Origin of the sequence: [Mycoplasma] gypis (assembly GCF_016924775.1) — a bacterium.
Lineage (GTDB): Bacteria > Bacillota_I > Bacilli_A > Mycoplasmatales > Metamycoplasmataceae > Metamycoplasma > Metamycoplasma gypis.
Map to the genome: position 1 here is coordinate 280,511 of NZ_JAFFTD010000001.1, position 17,948 is coordinate 298,458.

Sequence of the window (17,948 nt, forward strand, 5' to 3'; positions counted from 1 at the left end):
AAATTGCATTTTTTTATAAACCATTTGATTTTAGAATTCAAAAAAATTAAATTTTGTTAAAAGTTATTTATTTGTTTTTTGCAATTATTTAGAAAATCATTTTTTATAAAAACTCTTAAAATAATGATTAAAAAAGTAATAAAAAAGAAAAAGTTAGTTTTTGTGTAACTTTTTCTTGAATATTTAATCATTTTGAAGCTTTCTTAATTCGTTTTCATAGCTTTCTTTTTTAGTATTATAAACTTCTAGTTTTTGTTGCTCTTGAGCAATTTTTTGAGGATTTGCTTTCGCCATGAAATTTGGATTATTAAGCATTTTTGATACGTGATCAATATCAACTTGATTATCCTCAATTAATTTTTGTAATCTTGCAATTTCTAATTCTTTTGTTTCTTGATCCATTTTAATGAATAATTCAAAACCATTTGCTTGGATAAGAGTATCGTTATTTATTTGATATTCAAAGTTAGCTAGTTTTGAGATAATAAATAAATCATCAGGGTTAAGAAGGATGTTTTTATAATCAAAGTATAAAACCTTAGATTTTGAAATATTTTTTTGTTCACGATATTTTCTAAGTTCAGTAATTAATTCAATCATTTGTTCAGTGTTTGACTCATCCGGTGTGTCAAATATTATATTTTCAACTTCTAGAATATTTCCTGAATACATTTGTTCATATAAATAATCAGTTGTAAATGGTAAGAATGGATGCATTAATAATAAAACTTTTTTAAATAATTTATGAATCAAGTTTTTGTTTTCTTTGAATTTAGCAAATTCTAAATATCATCCACTAAATTCATTAACAATGAATTTTTGAATTTCTTTATAAATAATACTAAATTCATATTTATCCATGTTTTGTTCAATTTGTTTTTCAAAATTATTAATTCTTGAAATAATTCATTGATCATATTTATCTAAATTATTTGTGTTTTCAGTTTCTTCAATTGAATTTACATAACGGGCAATGTTTCAGAATTTATTAACAAATAATTTTGCGGTTTCTAATTTTGAATTACCAAAATTAATATCTTGTCCTGGAGTTGAATTAAATAATAATGAGATTCTTAAAACATCTGAACCATAGTTATCGATGACTTCAATAGGATCAATTCCATTCCCTAAAGATTTAGACATTTTCTTACCTTGCTCATCACGAACAAGTCCGTGTATTAGAACATTTTCAAAAGGAATGTTATCCATGAATTCAAGACTCATGAAATACATTCTTGCAACTCAGAAGAAGATAATATCATATCCTGTTACAAGTAATTGAGTTGGGAAGTAACGTTTTACCTTTTGATCGTTTTGCGGTCAACCTAAGAAAACAAAAGGAGCTAAACCACTACTAAATCAAGTGTCTAAAACATCTTCGTCTTGTTTTCATCCTTCACCAGGATTTTCAAGACTAACAATCACTTGATTATCTTTATAATAAGCAGGAATTCTGTGTCCTCATCATAATTGACGTGAAATTGTTCAATCGTATACATTTTCCATTCATGTTTTAATTACTTCATGGAAACGTTCAGGATAGAATTTAACTCCTTTTTCACTTTGTAAGTTATCAAGAATTAGTTTTGACATTTTATCCATTTTTAAGAATCATTGCGGTTGCACCAAAATTTCAATAGGAGCATTTGAACGTTCACTTAATCCCACATTTGAAATAGTTTTTTCAGTTTTGATTAAGTAACCTTCTTTTTCGAGTTTTGAAGCGATAGCTTTACGTGCTTCAAAACGATCTAGTCCTTCAAATTCTAAAGCTAATTGATTCATTTTTCCATGTGTATCAATACATTCTTTAACTTCAAGATTATTTTTAAAAATGATGTCTATATCATTAGTTGCGTGGGCACTTACTTTCATTAGTCCCGAACCAAATTCTGGATCAATATAATCGTCTTCAATAATTGGAATCAGTTGTTTTGTAAATGGGTGAACAACATTTTTACCTAAGTATTTTTTATATCTTTGATCTGATGGATGATATGCAATCGCAACATCACTCGGTATTGTTTCTATTCTTGTTGTAGCTACTTCTAAAAATTCATTTTCAAAGTCTTGAAGTGGATATTTAATGTAATACATATTTTGTTCAACAGGTTCGTTAATTACTTCTATGTTTGAAAGTGCTGTAAGTTGCACAGGATCTCAGTTAATTGCTTTAGTTCCGCGATAAATAATGCCTTTATTGTATAAAGTAACAAAAACCTTTAAAACGGCCTCATTTGCATCTTTATCGAGAGTAAAACGTTCGTTTGAATAATCCAGAGCTAAACCAAGTTTGGCTCATTGCTGATGAATGATTAATGAATACTCGTTTACTCATTTTCAAACTTCATCAAGGAATAACTCACGACCCATTTGTAATTTATTTTTACCTTCTTTTTGTAATAATGCATCAACCTTAGCTTGAGTGGCAATTCCGGCATGGTCAGTTCCTGGTAAAAATAAAGTGTCATATCCTTGTAATTTTTTATAACGAATAATTGTATCTTGGATATAGCCATCTAAAGCATGTCCTATATGTAATTTACCTGTTACATTAGGAGGTGGCAAGATAATTGTAAATGGTCTTTTAGTTTGATCATGTTTTTGAAACACTTTCGAGTCTTGTCATTTTTGATATCTACCTTTTTCAATAATTTTGTGGTCGAAATTTTTATCCATTTCTTTCCTTTCGAATTTATTTATATTTTTATAATCAACAACAACACTTTCGTTAACGAAAAATTTATCATTAAGTTTGGTTGTGATTGGCTTGGTGTTTTTTTCAATTTTTTGATCTTGAAGTGCTTTTTGAATTTTTTCATCTTTTAAGCGATAATTAGAAGCTCATTTCAAAAGCTCATTTCAAGAACAATAAATATTATGGAATTCATCGATTTTATATTCTTGAATATTGATATTTGAATATGAATTAGTTTTATTGACGTCGACGATGTTTAACATTTTCTTTACAAGCGGATGCATTGGATTAGTGCATACAGCAGAAACTTTACCTTCTTCAATCACACGCTTGTTATCAAAAACAATAACATGAGTTGAATAGTCATTAGCTAATTGTAAATCATTTAAAAATGAAATTGCACAAATTTGGTTTTCAAAAACATATTTGTTCACTTCACTTAAAATGAATTTTTTTAAGTCATTTTCAAATTTATTTACTTCTGGTCCAACAATAATCAATTTTGGATCTCCTACAAATAAATTAGCTAACTCAATTTTAATTATTATTTGTTTGTCAATATTGGCAACAATTTTTTCAAGATTGGAAACATCAATATTATACTTATCTAATAAATTATAAATGTGACGCTTAAATAAAAATAAATGTCATGAATAATTATTGCTTATTTGTTCTTCATCGAAAATATTAAATAATTCATTTAAATTATTTTCATAATCATTAGTTTTAATTTCTAAATGTTTAACAAATTTAAATTTAGATTTTTGCTCATTTAAAATATTTTTGTTAGTTTTGATATATTTTAAATAGTATTCATAAATATTTATGAAATTATTTCACGATTTTTCAAGATTTTTGATATTGGTTTTAAGGAGCTTTTCATTTTCTTGAAGTTTATGATTTGCTTGGTACAAATTTTCATTAATTTGCCTTGATACTTGTTTGTTGTTTCATTCATAATTTAAACGATACTCATTGATAGTGTGGTTAGTTTGTTTTAATTCAAAAATATCTGATTTAGTTAAAACTTTTTTGGAAATGTTTTTTATATTTTTGAATCAATTTCATAATTGTTTAGCATTTTGTTGATGTTTTAGATAGTGAGATTGACGCTGTTCTTTTGCGATCACTTTATATTTTGAGTAAGGAAATTGTCCATAATCATAAGATTGCAACTTTATTGATTTCGCAATTTTTGAATTTGAATCACCTTTTTTATAAAGAATAGATGCATAATCAAAACCATCAATGGTTTGTTTACAATCAGCTAAGAATTCTTCAAAATTAGTAATGTCTAAATATTTAACATTAAAAAAATTCTTGACAAAGATTTTTTTAACGATCTTGCATGCTAAATATTTTTTATAAAAATAAACAAAATCTTCGCTGTTACGTTTAGATTTATAGATTTTTTTGTAAGCCTTTTGGCGAATTCTTAAGTCATGGATAGATTTAAGACTAACAAAAAGATTTCGGTTCTTATTTTGTTTAAATTTTTGGCTTTCAAGCTTAAATTTTGAAATCAAGTTTTTAAAATTGTTTCAATTAGAATCTTTTTTATCATTTATAAATTGTTTTTTTTGTTCTTCTAACTCAATAATTTCTTGTCGATTTAAAAATAATTTATTTTCACGGTAAAGAGTTTGATGTTTTTCAAAATTTTGGATAATAACTTTTTCGGTTTCTTGAAAAAGAACAATTAATTTTTGATAAAAATTGTTGAATATATTTAATATCTCATCAATAAAAATTTGGGTTTTATTAGATTGTAAGACATCCTTGTATTTAGGTACTTCTACAGCTTTTAGACTAGCAAGAGTTTGTGTTAATAAATCGTTATATGTCTCATAGTAGTTGAGTGAAATTTCACGTTGAACTAATTCAAGAATTTTGCGATATTCTCCAAGAATCTTTTTTCAATCGCGTAAAAAGTCTTTAGCATCTGTTTCAAAAATTCCACTCTCAATAAAATTATCATAAAGAATATCAATCAATTTTTGACGCTTATTATTTTTATCCCATTCTTTTCCGAATGCAAAGTTAATGTTCTTAGTGTAGTTTGTTGCACATTTAAAGTGGTGGTAATTACGATAATGCACAAATTCATCGTTAAAGATCATTAGCCCCAAATAATCTTTAGCCATAATGTTTTTATCAGTTAGAATTTTATAAATATTTTCTGAAACCTTATTATTTTGATTAACAAATGCCAAAATATTATTAGAAAATAGCGAAAAGTTGATGTTTTCCACATCAACAATCATATTTTTTTTATTAATTTTTGCTAATCTTATCGCCTGAAAAATTGGTTTTTTAGATATTTTTTGCATTAAAAACCATTTACTTGTTTCTTTTGAATTAGTGGAGAAATAATACGATAAGCAGTAAAAATAACTAATAAGTTAAATCAAATTTTTACAGGACTCAATAAGGTGTGACTTGTTAAGTTAACTCAAAAGTCAGTCTTTAGAGTTTGGTAATCAGCTCATGAAAGTAATAAAACATTTAAAAATTCTAATACGGCACAAAAACTAATAATCGCCATAATGTCAATAAAACGTTTGTATTTTCTTCTTAAAACTAAACGATAAATAGTTGCTCCCACCATCATTGTTACGAAACCAGCGGTAGTAATAACGATATAGAATCATTTATTTTTAATAAATCTATTATTTGCAAAAATACTATCAGACATATTAGCAAATATTGCAAGGATGATAAGAATTTGTAATGCTAAAACTATCATTGTTGAAGCATAAGCGAAATTAATTAATCCTAATGGTTTTGATTTTGATTCCACTAAAATTAATTTAACTTCATAGTAAGCAACTTTTTCTGAATAGTATTGTGAAAGATCTAAATCTTCTTTTTCTAAAGCTAAAGCATTTTTTTCTTTAAAGTAATCAATAATTTGCTTTAAAGAATAAATACGATAACGGTAAGAAAATAGTAAACCACCAACAGTAAAATAGTATCAAGCAAAAATACCAGGTACTATTCCTGCAGTAGATACTGCTAAAGTATAAAGAACATTATAATAAGTTGGTACTAAAGCAAATGAAATTAAATCAGCTAAAATTCCGGTAATGGCACCAATGAATGGACCAAATAAAAAACCAGTAATTTTGACAGGTAAACCAATAAAAGAGAATTTAAAACTTGGTAAGGCACTGATTGGAGCGATTCTTACACTAATTATGAAAAAAACAACACTGATTGCAATTAAAACTCCGACAAAAGCAATCTTTTTTGAGTTTCATTTACTGAAATTTATATCAGTCTGTGCGCGTAATCAAGTCAGGTAGTGTTTAAATCCCCCTGGGATTTTATCAGACACTACTCTTGATGGTTTTTCCATATATTCTCCTTAACTCTTTTATAATTTTAATATATTTTTTAAATCCGACTGATTTTTTTTGGAATTGTTTGATTAGAAATAAAAGTTCTATAAAAGCTTGCATTAACAAGCAATCCTACATAGGTAAAATAGGACATAAATAATAGAAAAATTTGTAAGTACATAAAAGATGATACTGCTCCTCACTTATCGTAAGTACCTAAAGAAACAAAGGTACCAAAAACAGCGGTGAAGATGGAAGAAGGTATCGCACTTACAAATGCTCCAGGTATAACGTGTTGGTATTTTAGTTTAAAGTTTGGAGCAAACTTAAATAAACCGATATAACCAGAAATAAAAATCACAAAAATGAAAAAAATCGCTAAAACATAATAAACAAATAAAAATTGTCATGAATTAGTTGCTCAACCTGCTTTTGCGTTTAAAAATCACATAAAAGCACTGAAAATTAAGAAAACAATAAAAATAATTAAAGTTAAACTAATAACTATTCATAAAGCTTTAATTTTATTTCTTAGAAAGCGATTTGGACCCTTATGATCATAAAAAATTGATACTGAATCAATAAATTTTGCATACCCTCGACTTGAAAGTCATAAGGCCGAAAAAACGAATAGAATGGCAAGAACAATGTTATTAGTTGTTCCTGTTTTAATAATTGTGCTTAAATCAGGAACAATTTTTTCGATTCCGGGAATAATTCTTCCTAAAACAACCGAGCGCAGAATTGTATTAAGATTTGAATTGATGAATCCTATTGAAGAAACTAATGTAACAATCGGCACAAAAGAAATAAATAAGTACAAGGCTGAACCAGCAGGAATGTACATAAATTCTTTTGAACGAAGTCTTTTGTATGTATCATCAATGATATGTTGAGTCTTTTCGCGACTTTCTTGCATATAATCACGGATTGACAATTTTAAAATTCAAAAAATAATTGTTTTTAAAATTCTTTCAAAAATGAATGTTCCACTTGAAAACTTAATTGCTTGTCCGTGTTTAAAGTTTTTAGCGCGATAACGTTTAATATGATTTTTTTTATTACGCATTTTGTAATTTGGCAATTAAAATTTCAGTTGCTTTTTGTGGGTTAGCTTTCCCTTTTAATTGTTTCATTACTTGCCCAATAATGAATTTTGTTACTCTTTCAGGTCTTTGTGAGTATTCTGCAACCATATCAGGGTTGTTTTTTAAAGCTTCATCAATAATTGCGGCGATTTCTTCGCTTAAATCTTGAGCTTTAAGATTTAATTTTTCAATCAATTGACTAACGCTTTGATATGAATTTTGTTGTGCTTCAGTTAAACATTGTTTTAAACTTTGTTTTAAAATTTCACCATTTTCTTGTTTAAGAATAATTTCTTTGATATCACTTACTTTTAAAACTAAATCTTTTAAAGCAAGATTGTTTTCATTTAAAAACGACACTATATCGCTAAAGAAAATGTTAACGACTTTTTTAAGATTATTTTCATCCAGACTATCAACAAAATTAGCGTAGTCAATATTATTAATTAATTGATTATATTGCACGGAGTTTAAACCTTTTTCAATATATCTTTGTCTACGTTGTCAAGGCAATTCATTAACTTCAACTGAATCAATTAAAGCTTGGCTTAATTTTACAAACGGAATATTTGGTTCTGCGAAGTATTTATAATCCACTGCGCTTGATTTAGAACGCATAGTTTTGTTAGTTTGAGTTGCTTCATCAAAGCGTTTTGTTTGTTGTTCAAAAGTTTCGTTTTTTAAATATTTTTCAACTTGTCAGTTAAATTCTCATTCAATTGCTTTTTGGACATTGTTTAAAGAGTTAAGATTTTTAATTTCGACTCTAGTTCCGTAAGTTTGTGAACCTTTAGGACGTACAGAAATATTGACATCAGCACGCAGTGAACCTTCTTGCATTTTGGCATCAGAAATATTTAAAGCAAGAGCTGTTAAACGAATTGTATCAATATATTCAACCGCTTCCTTAGCACTACTCATGACTGGTTTTGACACAATTTCAATCAATGGTACACCAGCACGATTATAGTTAATATAAGATCATTTTCCTTCATGAAGTTGTTTTGCTGTATCTTCTTCAAGGTGAATTCTTTCAATAGCAATTTCTTTATATTGATTATTTTCTAAAAGGATTGGTAATTTTCCTTCTTGACCAATAGGACGAAATTGTTGGGTAATTTGATAACCTTTTGGTAAGTCTGGATAAAAGTAGTTTTTCCGATCAAAATGAAGCTCATGATCGATTGTCATATTTAAGGCTTTTGCTAATTTTATTCCATAAATGACTGCTTGTTTATTTAATAAAGGCAATGTTCCTGGGTAAGCTAAATCAATAACACTTGCTGATGTGTTAGGAGCTAAATTAAAATCATTGGCTGCATATGAAAACATTTTAGTTTTTGTATTTAATTCTAAGTGAATTTCAATTCCGATAACTGCTTCAAATTCCATTATTTTTCTCCTAATAAGTCTTCAATATATAGTGCGTGTTGCAATAATTTAACATCATTAAATTTCTTTGCATCTACAGCTAATGAATAAGGCATATTTAAATCATTTGTACCCATTTTTAAAGTTAATGAAGGATTACCTACTAAGTTAGCATTGGTTAGAATAAAATCCATAAATGATTCTTTATTGTTTTTAGCATCAAAACGTGGAGCACCATCTTTAGAAGCTGGGTAAATAAACAAGTCATTTTCAGTATGAATTTTAGTAAAATAATCATTCAAGTAACGACGCATTTTTTGTGCTACATGTAAGTATTTGTCTTGATTTTCTTTTTCTAGATAATATGAACCTAAAATCAATCTTCTTTGAACCATTACTCCCAAACCTTGTTGACGAGTTTTGATATAGGTTTGCATTCATGAATCTTGTTCACTTCTTTGTCCGAAACTTACTCCATTTAGATTAGCTAAATTTGAGCTAGCTTCAGTAAAAGAAATTACTTGATAAACAACACTAATTGAATTTAATAAATCTTCATTAATGGCAATTTTTTCAAGTTGCACACCTTGTTTTTCTAATTTTTCTAATATAGCTTTGTATGATTGTTTAACTGCATCACTTAGATAGTCAAAACAGTCTAGATAAGCTACTTTTTGAGGTTTAATCGATTTAATTTCATCTTTTGAAAAACTTAAATCAATACTGGTGTTATCGTTTTCAAAGTCACTTTTGAATAAAACATTAGCAACTTCGAAAGCATCATTTACATTGTGGCTAAATCAAGCAACTGTATCAAGTGAAGAAGCAAAAGCATAAAGCCCATAACGACTTACTGCTCCATATGAAGGTTTAAAACCAACTTTACCAACAAATGAACCTGGTAGTCTAACGCTGTCACCAGTATCAGAACCAATTGCAAATGCAATATTATTTGTCATTGTTGCAGCCGCTCCTGAAGAAGAACCACCAACAAAGTGTTCGTGATTTAGTGGGTTTTTGATTAATCCGTAGTGTGAGTATTGTCCTGTACCCCCTAAACCAAATTCATCTAAATGAGTTTTAAAAGCACATGTTGCTCCAGCTTCATTTAGTAAACGAAAGACGGTTGCATTATAGTGAGGTTTGAAGTTTTGCAAAATATAACTTGAACCATCGGCACTGACTTCACCAGTTGCATAGTTATTTTTAATTGAATATACTGACTGTGCTAATGGGCCAAAATCATTTAATTGTGCTTGTTCATAAACGTAAGCAACAGCATTATTTTGATCATTTTTTGCGTCAAGAATTGCTTGTTTTAAATTTCCCTTATTAATCATTAATAACCTTTCTTATTTTGACAAAGTCAGCATCTTTATCAAAAGCATTATCTAATAATTTGTCTTTTGCCAGTCCTTGTTTAGGTTCATCTTCTCTTAATAAATCAAAATCTATTGCAGCTTCATTAATATGAGTCATTGGTTCAATGTTATCTAAATTGAATTTATTTAGCAAAGTAAGTTGTTTTTTAATATTTTCGTGTTCTTCATTTAAAAGTTCAAAAACTTCTTCTTTAACATCAAAAAGCAAATCATTTGCTAACTTAATCATTTTTGCTTTTTCCATTTTTACTCCTTAATTATCATTTTGGATAAGAAACAAATTCTTGATCATTTAAGTATTCTCATTGTTTATCTAAATTACGTAATGTAACTGAATATGAGTGTAAAAATACACGATGATGTTTAGTTCCACCATATTTAACATCACCTAAAATTGGATAACCCATGTATTCAAGTGTTGCCCGAATTTGGTGTTTTTTACCAGTTTTTAAGGTTGCGAATTTCTTTCCTTGTTGTACAAAGAAATGTGTTGTTGCTTTAGTTCCAAATTTATTATCTTTATCAACAGTCATTTTCTGATTTTCAATATCTTTTTTTAGTCTTACTGTGATAATTTCATCACCATCAAAATCGCTGATAAATTGATAAGTTTTAACAAAATCATTATGTTTTGCTTTTAGTTCTACTAAAGTTGGGTAGTTTTTAGCATAAATTACTAATCCTGAAGTAACTTTATCTAGTCTTCCGATTGAATCAGGCATAAATGCGCTTTGTTTTTCATATTTTAAATATGTTAGTACTTGATTGTTTAAACAGTTTTCTTCTCCCACCATTGCAATTCCTGGTTTTTTGTCCACAATCAAAATATCATCGTTTTCAAAAACTTTTTTGAAGGTTACATTGGTTTTTTGAACCTTTTTTTCAATATGGGCATTTTCAACACCATATACTAAAATTTCATCACCTGGTTGAACTTCATAATGTTTATCATTTGTTTTTTTACCGTTTACTTTAACATCTTTTAAACGGAAGATTTTTTCAATCTTTGAGGTTGGTAAATTATTGGCGTTTTTTTGCACAACCTTATATAGTTTTCTGTTTTTATCGTTTTCGTTTGCAATTATTTTAATCATTAAAATCAAACTCACTTTCTATTTCATCTTCTTGTCTTTGCGAATTGAATAAGTCATAAACTTGTTGATCTTTTACTTCTTCAACTTCGTCATAACTATCAAATTCTGGAAATTCCGGTAATTCTGAAAGTGATTTTATTTTGAAGTAATCATAAAATTTATCAGTTATACCATATAAAATTGGTTGTCCTGGAGTAGGTGCTACCCCAACTTCTTCGATAATACCTTTGGTTAATAAGGTAATTACGATGTGGTCACTAATTACACCACGAATATTGTTAATCATTGATCGTGTTATTGGTTGTTTATAAGCAATGATTCCAGCAACTTCAATCGCTGCTTGCGAAAGCCCTTGACGTTTTGAAACGCTAACTAATTCACTAATTGCATCTTTTGCTTCACTAACGGTTAAGAATTTAAAAATATCATTAAATTCATAAACTTTAATTCCACGACCTAGTGAGTTAAATCATTTTTCAAAATCTTGGAGCATTTTTTTGGCTTCTTGATCTGAATTTAGCTTTAAAACTTCTTTTAATTGGCTAACACTCAAACCTTGATCACCTTGAACATATATCAAAGCTTCTAAAATTTTATTATTTTCCATACATTTCTCCTTTTACAACCTCAATAATTTCAGTGTTTTCATTGTGGTTTATCACAAGAATTTGTTGTCTTGCAAGATCTAATAAAGCAATTAGACTAATTACAAAATGTCCATATGTTGGAACTGTAAAAATATCTTCAAAGCTTAATTTGGTACGATCTTTAATTAATTCTAAAATTCTTTGTTTTTGTTCTTCTGGTGAAACTTGTTTTGTGCTTAAAGAAATATTTTTTAATTGCTCAGCATAAGTTCTTTCAAACATTTTTTTCAAAATGATTGATAAACGATTTACTGATGAATGACCATCAACAACATTTTCATCAGTTTTTTTAACAAAAGATTGCAAATTACTTGGAATTTTATTAAACATTTCTTTACGTTGTTGCTCGTTATCTTTTAAAGTAACAGCAATTTCTTTGAATTTTTGATATTCAGCAATTTGTGCAAGCAAGCGAATTTTTTCTTTTGAAACTTCTTCTTGAGTTTCAGGATCTTGTAAAATCATTTTGGCTTTCAGATTAATTAATGTAGCAGCCATAACTAGATATTCGCTAGCGGTATCAAAATCATTTTCTTGCAAGTTTTCAATAATTTTTAAATATTGATTAGCAATTTGTGCAAGATCAACTTCTCAAATATCAATATTTTTATCTTTAATCAAAGTTACAAGTAAATCAAGCGGACCACTAAATGAAGAAAGCTGAATATCTAAATATGATTTTTCTTCATTGATTTCGTTGTTCATATTCTAAAAGTCCTCGTATTTTCTTGCTTTTGCTTCTAGTTTAGCTTCTTTTTTTGCTCGTTTTTGTGAATATGTCAATCTTTTTGGATTACGTGTTTTTTGTTTTGGTGATGAGTAAACTTCTTGGTTTTGATATTCTGAAGCAACAATTTTTTGAGTCATTTGTGCTATTTGGGCTGTTTCAGCTTGTTGAATTTTTAAAGAGTCAACAGCATCATGGAAAATAACTTGAACTTTGATTCTTTTGCTTCTTTTTGGATTAAGAGCTTGCCCACTTCCATTAATTGTGACAGGAATAATTGGATAAAAATTAGTTTTGGCAACTTTAAAAGCACCCGCTTTAAACTCAAGTAATTGATCAGATTTTGCTCTAGTTCCTTCAGGGAAAATAATTCCAAGATTTCTTTGATCACGAATTAATTGGCCAAAACTTTCCATAGTTGCAAGACTTTCTCTTAAATTTTGACGATTTAAATACATAGTATCTAATATGTATAAAACTTTACGAGTGATAAAGTTATCTTCTAATTCTTGTTTTGCAAGAAATGTACATGATTTGTGATTTACTGATTTATCTTTAGTTTGTTTAGCTAAAGCTGCAACAAGAATAACAGGATCAAGGTTAGAAACGTGATTTGGATATAAAATTGCACTTTGTTTAGGAAGTTTGTCATACCCAACAACTTCTAGATCAATTTTTAAAAATTTTAAAATTCATTTTGCTCTCTTAACCATGAAATCCATACGCATATCTTGATCGTACATACTTGGGTTATTACGATAGACTCTTGATTGTCTTAAAACTTTTAAGGTTTTTAAAAATAGTCAAGGACTTGATAAAATCATTTTGGCTTTAATATTCATATTTTGCTCCTTAAATTGAAAAATTAATTTTTGATTGCAATTGCAATTACCATTCCGTTTTCATTACTTGTCGAAAGCGAAAAATTCTCGAAATGATATACATTATCATGTTTGGTTATATTGATTTTTTTAAACTCATAAAAACGATTATCAGCTTTAAATATTGCTTCTTTTAAAGCTCATCTTGTTGCTAAAAAAAGGTTTATAAAATCTTTTGTATGAGTTTTTGTAATTTCTAAATACTCATCAAACTCTGATTTTGATAAAAATCTTTTAATAGCTAAAATATCAATTTCATCAAAGCGTTTTATAGTTGTTAAATCAATACCGACATTAAACATATTTAAAAATTATATGTTAATTTTTTTATATTTTTTAAATATAAAAAATAACATAAAAATATTTTTTTTGATTTTTTTTACAAAAAAAATAAATTAATATTAAAAAGAATATTTTTCAGTAGTTTTTTCAGTAAAAAATGTTATTTTTGAAAAAAATAGAGATTTTTTTATTTTTTATATCTTTTTTCGTACTTTAAATAGTGAAAGGAAAAAAATGTCAAAAAACAAAGGAATGCTTTTAGAATCAATTATTAATCAAGCAAATGAAAATTACTTTTTTTTAAATAAAGCCTTAATTCACAAGAAAAATCTTGATATAAAATTTACTAAAATCAAAAATATGGATAATAAAATATTTTTGGAAAAGGCTCGAATTGTGCAAAAATCTACAGTCGACTATTATGGCGTTTATCAATCAAAATTTATTGCGTTTGAAGCAAAAGAAACCGAAGATGATAATCTACCAATAAATAATATAAAACCTCATCAAATTGAATACTTAAACTTAATTAACAAATTTGGGGGTGTTGGTTTTTATGTGATCTTTTTTAAAAAATATAATACGTTTTTTTATGTTGATGCATCAAACATGCATGAATTTTTTAAAAATAAAAAATCCCTTAGTTTTAACGAGTCCAAAAACATTGGACACGAGTTAAAACTAATATTTCCAGGGATTTTAAACTATTTAGATTTTATTAATCTTCATTAACATTTGCTTTAGCAACACGTGAAAATTTAAATTTAGGTTCTTTTTTTGCTTCAACTATCATTTTTTGGCCTGTAAATGAGTTAGTTGTTTCACGTTCTTCTTTTTCTTGAACACTATATGTTCCGAAACCAGAAATAACAATTTTTTCACCTTTTTTAAGGTTTTCTAAAATTACTTGTTCCATTGCATCATATACTAATTCAACTTCACCATATGTTTTTTCAACACGATTAGCAATTTCTGTCATTAATTCTTTTTTATTCATAATTACTCACTTTTTAAATCTCTTGTTATTAATAGTTTTAGCATTTTATCAATATCATAATCTTCATAAATTACTTTGTATAAACCTTCAGTAATGGGAAGTTCCATAATGTTTTTAACAATAATATTTTCATGAATAGTTTTTAAAGCTGTCAATCCTTCTACAGTCATTTTAGTTTCTAAGGCTTTTTTACCTTCTTTTGCGTATAAAGTACCAAAGCTAAAGTTTCTTGAAAATTCACTAAAAGCTGTTACGATTAAGTCGCCGATACCAGTTAAACCGAATAATGTTTCGAGTTTTCCATGATTATATTCTGCGTATTTACGCATTTCAACAAGTCCACGAGTTATTAATGCTGCTCTAGTATTAATACCGTAATTTTTACCGTATAAAATTCCTGAAGCAATGGCTAAAACATTCTTATAAATTGAACCTATTTCAGCTCCAATTTCATCAGTTTGTGTATAAACTCTAAAGTTTGAATTTGAAAATAATTCTTGAACTTTTTTAGCTTTATTAATGTCAGAATCGACTGCATCAACAACTGTAATTGAATCTTTAACAATTTCTTCAGCGTGTGAAGGACCTATTAAAGAAACAACTCCCAAGACATTAGGATTGTCTTTGGTTTTTTCTTTAATTGCGCTATGCAATGGAACAATAGTTCCTGGGTAAAATCCTTTAGCAACATTAATAAAAATGATATTAGAATTAACATTAGCTAAAACATCTTCAAAAACTTTATCCATAAATTTTGAAGGTACAGCAAGCAAAACATAATCAGTTTTATCTAATGCTTCTTTTAAATTATTTGAAACATTAAATTTTGGTAATTTTGTTGTTTCTGGGAAATATTTTAAGTTTTTTCCATTTTTTAAATCATTTAGTTCGTTATCATCAATTCCATAAACAACAACATTGTGTCCGTTGTTATGTAAAACTTTCGCACAAGCTGTTCCCATTGATCCTGAACCAATTACAGTAATCTTGTTATTCATTTTTCTTTTTTCCTTCATTTTTATTTCTTAATAGAATATTGATAGGAGTTCCTTCAAAGTCAAAATACTCACGAATTTGGTTTTCGATATATCTTAAATAACTAAAGTGAGCATAATTTCTATCGTTAACAAATAAAACAAAAGTTGGTATTTTTGCTTCAATTTGTTGCGCAAATGAAATTGTTAAACGTTTTCCTTTTAAAGAAGGAGCTGGCTTAATTAATTGAATTTGCATTAAAGCTTCATTTAATTTTGAAGTCGGAATACGACGTTCAAGATTTTCACGAACTTTTAAAATTGTGTCTTTTAATTTTTGCAATCTTTGCTTATTTTTTGCACTAATAAATACAATTGGTGCTCAGTCAATAAATTTAAATTTTTCTCTTAACATTTTTTCGTATTCACGCATTGTGTTAGTTTCTTTTTCAATTAAATCTCATTTATTAACAACAATTATTAATGGTTTTCTTTGTTCAAATGCAAAACCTGAAATTCTTAGGTGAAAGTGAGCAATATCTTCAGTTGAATCTAAAACCAGTAAAGTTATTTCACTTTCTTCTAATGAACTCATAGCTCTCATTAAAGCATAGTGTTCGACACTGTCAACAAGTTTTGACTTACGCTTAATTCCGGCAGTATCAACAATTTCGAATTCTTCTCCATTTATGTCAACTAAATCACTAACACTATCTCTTGTTGTTCCGCTTATATCACTAACAATTGAACGATATGAACCAGTTAAAGCATTTAAAAGCGACGATTTACCGACATTTGGTTTTCCAATAATACTTAATCTAAAGTGTTTGGTTTGTTCATTATTTTCAGGACCTAATTTTTCAATCACTGAGTCAAGTAATGAACCCACTCCTTCACCATGTATTGAACTTAGCGCAAATAATTCTTCAAAACCTAGTGAATAGAAAACGGGATCAAATTCTCCCCGCTGTCCTTCACATTTATTAATAGCAACTAGAACAGGTTTGCCTGATTTTCTTAATATATTCGCAACAAAATAATCTTCATTAGTAATATCTTGTTTCCCGTCAAGCATAAAAATAATTACATCAGCTTCTTCGATTGCAACTTGGGCTTGAATTGAAATTTGTGATTGAATTTTGTCGTCATTAACAGTAATTCCACCAGTGTCTACAATTTTAAAACTTCTTCCACTTCATTTTACTTCATCATATAAACGATCTCTAGTAACTCCAGGTTGGTCATGAACAATAGCTTTACGTTTGTTAATTAATTTGTTAAATAGTGTTGATTTACCGACATTTGGTTTTCCAACTATTGCAACAAGTTGTTTCATTAATTCTCCTTAATTTTATTTAAAGCTAATGAATGAATTTCATCATAAACTTCTAATAAATTCATATTTGTTGAATCGATTTTGATTGAACCTGGTGAACATATTAAAGGGTCTTCCTTGCGATTCATATCTTGAAGATCACGTTCTTTAATTTCTTTTAAGATTTGTTTTTCGTTGCATGATAAGCCTAACTCAGCATTTTGTAAAACTCTTCTTTTTGCTCTAATATCAGCATCAGCTCATAAAAAGATTTTAAGTTCAGCATTTGGAAGAATACGATAAGTTGCATCACGACCATCGATAATAACACCACGATAAGACTCAGAATATCATTGTAAAAAATCTACAACTTTTTTTCTGATTTCTGGATAAACAGCAATATCACTAGCTGCTTTTGATACTTCATTTTTTCTTAGGTCAAGAGTAATATTTCTACCTTTAAAATATACCTGCTCTTTTTCGTCGATTTTAACGTCACTAAATTCTCAAAGTGAGTTAACTAATTCTGAATCTTTTAAGTCAGCCTTTTGTTCAAGTGCATTAAGAGCAATTAAACGATAAATTGAACCACTTGAAATGAAAAAGTAACCTAATTCTTTTGCTAATAATTTTGCAACTGAAGATTTACCAACTCCTGAAGGCCCATCTATTGCAATATTAATTCGTTTTTTATTTTTCATCCAAACTCCTTTCTATATCTTTTTGTTCTTCTTTTGCTTTTTTAATAATTTCTTCAATTTTTTTGTCTTTTAGTTTTGGTGCAATTTCTTTTTCAAAAATATTCTTTGCGTCTAAAATATTCTTATTTTTGATTTCATTAATGTTTTTTACTTCATTTTCCAAAAAATTAATGATTTCATCAATTTCTTCATCTGATTTTGATATTGGTTTTTGAAATTCTTCAAAATCAAAACCAAACTCTACTTGTGTAAAGTTTTGAAGTTGTTCAACTTTTTTATCAAAATCTGGAACATTTATTGCGATTTTTTCTTTTAGCCTTTGATAGTCTTTTTGGGTTTTTGAAATTGTTTTTTGCAATGAAGAAAGTGTTTTTAATTCTTCACGATACGCTTTAAAAAATTCCTTACGACTTTGTTGGCTCATAATGTATTTAATTATATATGAAAGTA

The 17,948-nt window shown here is 27.7% G+C and carries 17 protein-coding genes; 1 reads left to right on the forward strand and 16 read right to left on the reverse strand.

Features of this window, described 5'->3' with window-relative positions; genetic code table 4:
- Positions 1–183 precede the first annotated feature (183 nt).
- The 11 genes from JV175_RS04330 to JV175_RS01315 are packed head-to-tail and all read right to left on the reverse strand — an operon-like array spanning position 184 to position 13,531.
- Positions 184–5,028 carry a valine--tRNA ligase gene (locus JV175_RS04330; protein ID WP_308699416.1) on the reverse strand — a complete coding sequence of 1,615 codons (4,845 nt, stop codon included), beginning with the start codon at positions 5,026–5,028 and terminating at the stop codon, positions 184–186.
- Positions 5,028–6,056, reverse strand: a complete 1,029-nt coding sequence (locus JV175_RS01270) for an ECF transporter S component (protein WP_240337563.1) — start codon at positions 6,054–6,056, stop codon at positions 5,028–5,030. The genes JV175_RS04330 and JV175_RS01270 overlap by 1 nt, the downstream gene beginning before the upstream one ends.
- Positions 6,057–6,094: 38 nt before the next feature.
- Complete coding sequence (locus tag JV175_RS01275) at positions 6,095–7,108, reverse strand: YihY/virulence factor BrkB family protein (protein WP_205498526.1); 1,014 nt, start codon at positions 7,106–7,108, stop codon at positions 6,095–6,097.
- A complete protein-coding gene (gatB, locus tag JV175_RS01280) occupies positions 7,101–8,519 on the reverse strand; it encodes an Asp-tRNA(Asn)/Glu-tRNA(Gln) amidotransferase subunit GatB (protein ID WP_240337564.1) in 1,419 nt (472 codons plus the stop codon). The genes JV175_RS01275 and gatB overlap by 8 nt, the downstream gene beginning before the upstream one ends.
- The gene (locus JV175_RS01285) at positions 8,519–9,838 is read right to left on the reverse strand and encodes an amidase family protein (protein ID WP_205498528.1); all 1,320 of its coding nucleotides are present in this window, start codon (positions 9,836–9,838) and stop codon (positions 8,519–8,521) included. Before JV175_RS01285 ends, gatB begins: the two co-directional genes overlap by 1 nt.
- Positions 9,831–10,124 carry an Asp-tRNA(Asn)/Glu-tRNA(Gln) amidotransferase subunit GatC gene (locus tag JV175_RS01290; RefSeq protein WP_205498530.1) on the reverse strand — a complete coding sequence of 98 codons (294 nt, stop codon included), beginning with the start codon at positions 10,122–10,124 and terminating at the stop codon, positions 9,831–9,833. The genes JV175_RS01285 and JV175_RS01290 overlap by 8 nt, the downstream gene beginning before the upstream one ends.
- 13 nt (positions 10,125–10,137) lie before the next feature.
- Complete coding sequence (locus JV175_RS04175) at positions 10,138–10,974, reverse strand: RluA family pseudouridine synthase (protein WP_205498532.1); 837 nt, start codon at positions 10,972–10,974, stop codon at positions 10,138–10,140.
- Entirely contained in the window at positions 10,967–11,581 is a 615-nt protein-coding gene (gene scpB / locus JV175_RS01300; RefSeq protein WP_205498534.1) for an SMC-Scp complex subunit ScpB, read from the reverse strand. Before scpB ends, JV175_RS04175 begins: the two co-directional genes overlap by 8 nt.
- Entirely contained in the window at positions 11,571–12,326 is a 756-nt protein-coding gene (locus tag JV175_RS01305; RefSeq protein WP_205498536.1) for a segregation/condensation protein A, read from the reverse strand. The genes scpB and JV175_RS01305 overlap by 11 nt, the downstream gene beginning before the upstream one ends.
- A 3-nt stretch (positions 12,327–12,329) precedes the next feature.
- Entirely contained in the window at positions 12,330–13,190 is an 861-nt protein-coding gene (locus tag JV175_RS01310; RefSeq protein WP_205498538.1) for a lysophospholipid acyltransferase family protein, read from the reverse strand.
- 23 nt (positions 13,191–13,213) lie between these two features.
- Complete coding sequence (locus JV175_RS01315) at positions 13,214–13,531, reverse strand: 4'-phosphopantetheinyl transferase superfamily protein (protein ID WP_205498540.1); 318 nt, start codon at positions 13,529–13,531, stop codon at positions 13,214–13,216.
- Between the two features lie 214 nt (positions 13,532–13,745).
- Between JV175_RS01315 and recU the strand changes: the two genes are divergently transcribed.
- Positions 13,746–14,243, forward strand: coding sequence for a Holliday junction resolvase RecU (recU, locus tag JV175_RS01320; protein ID WP_205498542.1), 498 nt, complete (start codon positions 13,746–13,748; stop codon positions 14,241–14,243).
- On the opposite strand, the gene JV175_RS01325 is transcribed toward recU, so the two are convergent.
- Genes JV175_RS01325 through JV175_RS01345 form a run of 5 tightly spaced genes read right to left on the reverse strand, consistent with a single transcriptional unit; the run spans position 14,230 to position 17,922 of the window.
- Entirely contained in the window at positions 14,230–14,508 is a 279-nt protein-coding gene (locus JV175_RS01325; protein ID WP_205498544.1) for an HU family DNA-binding protein, read from the reverse strand. The genes recU and JV175_RS01325 overlap by 14 nt on opposite strands.
- Positions 14,509–14,510: 2 nt before the next feature.
- The gene (locus tag JV175_RS01330) at positions 14,511–15,506 is read right to left on the reverse strand and encodes an NAD(P)H-dependent glycerol-3-phosphate dehydrogenase (RefSeq protein ID WP_205498546.1); all 996 of its coding nucleotides are present in this window, start codon (positions 15,504–15,506) and stop codon (positions 14,511–14,513) included.
- Positions 15,499–16,818, reverse strand: coding sequence for a ribosome biogenesis GTPase Der (gene der, locus JV175_RS01335; protein ID WP_205498548.1), 1,320 nt, complete (start codon positions 16,816–16,818; stop codon positions 15,499–15,501). The genes JV175_RS01330 and der overlap by 8 nt, the downstream gene beginning before the upstream one ends.
- Positions 16,818–17,498 (reverse strand): (d)CMP kinase, encoded by a 681-nt coding sequence (cmk, locus tag JV175_RS01340; protein WP_205498550.1) that lies wholly within the window; start codon positions 17,496–17,498, stop codon positions 16,818–16,820. The genes der and cmk overlap by 1 nt, the downstream gene beginning before the upstream one ends.
- On the reverse strand, positions 17,488–17,922 hold the full coding sequence (locus tag JV175_RS01345) for a hypothetical protein (protein ID WP_205498553.1): 435 nt from the start codon (positions 17,920–17,922) through the stop codon (positions 17,488–17,490). Before JV175_RS01345 ends, cmk begins: the two co-directional genes overlap by 11 nt.
- Positions 17,923–17,948 lie beyond the last annotated feature (26 nt).